4 protein-coding genes are annotated in these 4,321 nt (G+C 57.8%); 2 read left to right on the top strand and 2 right to left on the bottom strand.

Annotated features, from left to right (window positions below):
- Positions 1-337: 337 nt before the first annotated feature.
- Positions 338-1,558 (bottom strand): CaiB/BaiF CoA transferase family protein, encoded by a 1,221-nt coding sequence (locus KGA83_RS26735; RefSeq protein ID WP_223531237.1) that lies wholly within the window; start codon positions 1,556-1,558, stop codon positions 338-340.
- Positions 1,559-1,569: 11 nt separating this feature from the next.
- Entirely contained in the window at positions 1,570-2,751 is a 1,182-nt protein-coding gene (locus tag KGA83_RS26730; RefSeq protein ID WP_108219962.1) for an acyl-CoA dehydrogenase, read from the bottom strand.
- 157 nt (positions 2,752-2,908) lie between these two features.
- On the opposite strand from KGA83_RS26730, the gene KGA83_RS26725 reads away from it, so the two are divergent.
- Complete coding sequence (locus tag KGA83_RS26725) at positions 2,909-3,808, top strand: LysR family transcriptional regulator (protein WP_108219963.1); 900 nt, start codon at positions 2,909-2,911, stop codon at positions 3,806-3,808.
- A gap of 435 nt (positions 3,809-4,243) precedes the next feature.
- The coding region (locus KGA83_RS26720) for a hypothetical protein (protein WP_223441004.1) at positions 4,244-4,321 on the top strand (78 nt) is incomplete at its 3' end.

Below are 4,321 nucleotides of genomic sequence, written 5' to 3'. Positions count from 1 at the left end.
AGTTTCCTTTGTAACTTCAACCACTTGCGCTTCAGATCTCTCGTCAGCGGGAGGCGAATTCTACAGCGTTACACGCTGCTGTCAACACCTCTTTTTCAACTCCCTTTTGGCTTCGATGACCTGAAGCAACCTGCTGCCGAAAACTGCGTAACTCTTTGTTTACCAAGGAGTTTTCCGTTTCGACTGCGCCGGAAGTGTGGCGAATTATAGAGATCTGGAATCTGCCGTCAAGCACTGATTCAGGTTTTCTATCAATAACCTGCAGAATGCAGCAAAACACCCCAAAGGGAGGCCTATATAGAGGAGCCGAAACTCCCCTCTATATAGAAGAGACCTATCAGAGAACGCCCGAAGCCTTGAATGCGGACACCGCCCCCGCATCCAGGCCCAACACCCGCTGCAAAACCTCGAACGTGTGCTCACCCAGCAAAGGAGGCGCAAAACGGTACTCCACCGGCGTCTCCGACAGTCGAATCGGGCTCGCCACCTGAGGCACCATCCCGGCCAGCGCATGCGGCAGCTCGATAGCCAACCCACGCGCCTTGACCTGAGGATCGGCAAACATCTGCGCCACGTCATTGATAGGCCCGCATGGCACGCCAGCCTGCTCCAACTGCGCCACCCATTCAGCGGTCGTCTTGAACACCGTCGCCTGGCGGATCAGCGGAATCAGTACCGCCCTGTTTGCCACCCGCAGCTTGTTGGTGGCAAAACGCGGGTCGTCCGCCCACTGCGGCTGCCCGGCCACTTCCGCGAACTTGCGGAACTGTCCATCGTTCCCGACGGTAAGGATGAAATCGCCATCCGCCGTAGGAAAATCCTGATAGGGCACGATGTTCGGATGAGCATTGCCCAAGCGTTTAGGTGCATTGCCTGTCGTCAGGTAGTTCATCGCCTGGTTGGCCAGACAAGCTACCTGTACGTCCAGTAGTGCCATATCGATATGCTGACCACCGCCGTCGTGATCCCGATGCGCAAGCGCTGCCAGGATTGCGACAGTCGAATACAGCCCGGTCAGGATGTCCGTCAGCGCCACGCCAACCTTCACCGGGCCCGCGCCGTCCTCACCTTCAGGTCTCCCCGTCAGGCTCATGAGCCCGCCGAGCCCCTGGATCATGAAGTCATAACCCGCACGCTTGGCGTAAGGACCAGTCTGGCCAAACCCGGTGATCGAGCAATAGATCAGATCCGGATTGATCGCCTTCAACGATTCATAGTCCAGGCCATAAGCCGCCAGACCGCCGACCTTGAAGTTCTCGATCAGGATGTCCGACTTGGCCGCCAGTTCACGCACCAGCTTCTGCCCTTCAGGGCGAGTGAAGTCGATGGTGACCGATTGCTTGTTGCGATTGGCCGACAAGTAATAGGCGGCCTCGCTGGTGTTCTCGCCATAGGCGTCTTTAAGGAACGGCGGCCCCCAGGCGCGCGTGTCATCGCCGTTACCCGGACGCTCGACCTTGATCACTTCGGCGCCAAGGTCGGCCAGGATCTGCCCGGCCCAAGGCCCGGCCAGCACCCGCGATAAATCCAGTACCCGTAGATGCGATAGCGCGCCCATGGACGTTCTCCTTAATAGAACGCCTGTAGGCCGGTTTGCGCACGACCGAGGATCAGTGCATGGACGTCGTGCGTACCTTCATAGGTGTTCACCACTTCCAGGTTGACCAGGTGACGCGCGACACCAAACTCATCGGAGATGCCGTTGCCGCCCAACATATCGCGAGCCATGCGCGCGATGTCCAGGGACTTGCCGCAAGAGTTGCGCTTCATCATCGAAGTGATTTCGACCGCCGCGGTGCCTTCATCCTTCATGCGACCCAGACGCAGGCAGCCTTGCAGCGCCATGGTGATTTCAGTCTGCATATCGGCAAGCTTCTTCTGGATCAACTGGGTAGCGGCCAGCGGGCGACCGAACTGTTGACGATCCAGGGTGTACTGGCGAGCGGTGTGCCAGCAGAACTCGGCCGCACCCAGCGCACCCCAGGCGATGCCGTAACGTGCCGAGTTGAGGCAAGTGAAAGGACCTTTCAGGCCACGGACATCCGGGAAAATGTTCTCTTGCGGAACGAACACGTTATCCATCACGATTTCACCGGTGATCGATGCGCGCAGGCCCACCTTGCCGTGAATCGCCGGAGCGCTCAGACCTTTCCAGCCTTTCTCCAGAACGAAGCCGCGGATGTCGCCGGCATCGTCCTTGGCCCAGACCACGAACACATCGGCGATCGGACTGTTGGTGATCCACATCTTGTTGCCGGTGAGGCTGTAGCCACCTTCCACTTTGCGCGCACGAGAGATCATCGCGCCCGGGTCGGAGCCGTGGTTAGGCTCGGTCAGGCCGAAGCAGCCGATCCACTCGCCCGACGCCAGTTTCGGCAGGTACTTCTGCTTCTGCGCTTCGGTACCGAATTCATTGATTGGCACCATCACCAGCGAGGACTGCACGCTCATCATCGAGCGATAGCCGGAGTCGATACGCTCGACTTCACGGGCGATCAGGCCATAGCTGACGTAGTTCAGGCCACTGCCACCGTACTGCTCGGGAATGGTTGCGCCCAACAGACCGATCTCGCCCATTTCGCGGAAGATCGCCGGATCGGTCTTCTCATGACGGAAAGCTTCAAGAATGCGCGGCGCAAGGCTCTGCTGAGCAAACTGCGCAGCCGTGTCGCGAATCATGCGTTCTTCTTCAGTGAGCTGTTGATCCAGCAGCAGGGGATCGATCCAGTTGAAGCTAGCTTTACCGCCCATGAGTGTGTCCTCTCGAATCGGGTCAAATAACGTGGAGTGATCCTAGGCCCGGATCGGCGCCACGGCAAACGAGGATTTTGCATACTGTTGTGCTAATTTCTCACTCCGAAACATCGCAAAATAGCCTTTATGCGATGTATTAGTGAGGTTGACGTACATGCGCAGAAAAATACCCAGCACCACCGCCCTGATCAGCTTCGAGGCTGCAGCGCGCCATGAGAGCTTCACCAAGGCCGCCCAGGAACTTTCGCTGACCCAAGGAGCGATTTGCCGACAGATCGCCAGCCTTGAAGAGTTCCTCAGCGTGGAACTGTTCCGACGCTCGCGGCGTGGAGTGAAGCTGACGGAGGCCGGGCTTTCCTACAGCCGTCGGGTTGCCACACAACTCGATGCGGTCGAACGGGACACCCTGTCGGTGATGGGCCAGCAGGGCGCCAACGTGATCGAATTGGCGGTGGTTCCGACCTTCGGCACCCAATGGCTGCTGCCGCGTCTCAAGGACTTCCAGCAAAAGCACCCGGAAGTGACGGTCAACCTGACCAACCGCACGCGGCCGTTCCTGTTCGCCGACACTGATTTTGATGCCGCCATCTACTTCGGTGATGCGGATTGGTCGGGTACAGAGTCCCACAGGCTGATGGGTGAAAATCCGATGCCCGTTTGCAGCCCCAACCTGCTCGGAAACAAGGCCAGTCTGACGCCCGGCGAAATCGCCGACTTGCCTCTACTGCAACAGACCACCCGCCCCTATGCCTGGCGCCAATGGTTCGATTCCCAACACCTGAATGTCCCGCGAGACATGACAGGCCCCCGCTACGAGCTATTCTCCATGCTCGCGCAGGCGGCCATGCACGACATGGGCATTGCCCTGATTCCGCCGTTTTTGATTCAAAGGGAGCTGAAGGAGAAACGCCTGGTGATCGCCAACCCGCAAGCATTGTCCAGCATCAAGGCTTACTACCTGATGATTCCTGAGCGAAAGGTTGAATCCGCGTCTTTGAGGGCATTTCGTGACTGGCTGGTAAATCAGGCGCACAGCTACAGCCTAGAAGGATAAAGGCCCCGCAGCGTTACTTGACCTCGTAGTCAGCAAATATAAAGCCCTACAGATATAAGTATTTGTCGCATGCCAGCAAACTGTATCGAGAAGCTGTACAAACGTCCCACAAGCGCCTGAGCACGCGGCTTTGCGCCACTATTTCAAAGCGATGCCGCATCATTCATACGGCCGATGTGTAAATTCTTCAATTTCGGCCAGAATCCTTGCAAAGCACGGTCTGCAAGGGATAGAGCCGGCTGGTTGCGACATTCGGTCACGGGGTGACTTGTAGTTAATTTTCCGTCACCCGTCATAATCCCTTGAAGGGCACAAAGTTCGCCTGCAAAATGCCGCGCCCCGCCCTGATTTGGCGGGATCGTGCTGATCGGCCGCCCCAGCCGCACCATCCGTAGTGCCTGGGTTTACTCAACAAGATCACGCAGGAGATTTGACGTGCACATTGGTGTTCCTCTCGAAACCCAGACCGGTGAAACACGGGTTGCTGCAACCCCGGAAACCATCAAGAAGCTG

This window comes from Pseudomonas sp. GL-R-19 (assembly GCF_019956375.1).
Taxonomy (GTDB): domain Bacteria; phylum Pseudomonadota; class Gammaproteobacteria; order Pseudomonadales; family Pseudomonadaceae; genus Aquipseudomonas.
This window is presented reverse-complemented; position numbering and strand designations above follow the sequence as displayed.

Bases quoted from the DNA above. Each gene is read 5' to 3' on its own strand.
- KGA83_RS26735 (WP_223531237.1), bottom strand. From the start codon at position 1,558: ATGGGCGCGCTATCGCATCTACGGGTACTGGATTTATCGCGGGTGCTG.
- KGA83_RS26730 (WP_108219962.1), bottom strand. From the start codon at position 2,751: ATGGGCGGTAAAGCTAGCTTCAACTGGATCGATCCCCTGCTGCTGGAT.
- KGA83_RS26725 (WP_108219963.1), top strand. From the start codon at position 2,909: ATGCGCAGAAAAATACCCAGCACCACCGCCCTGATCAGCTTCGAGGCT.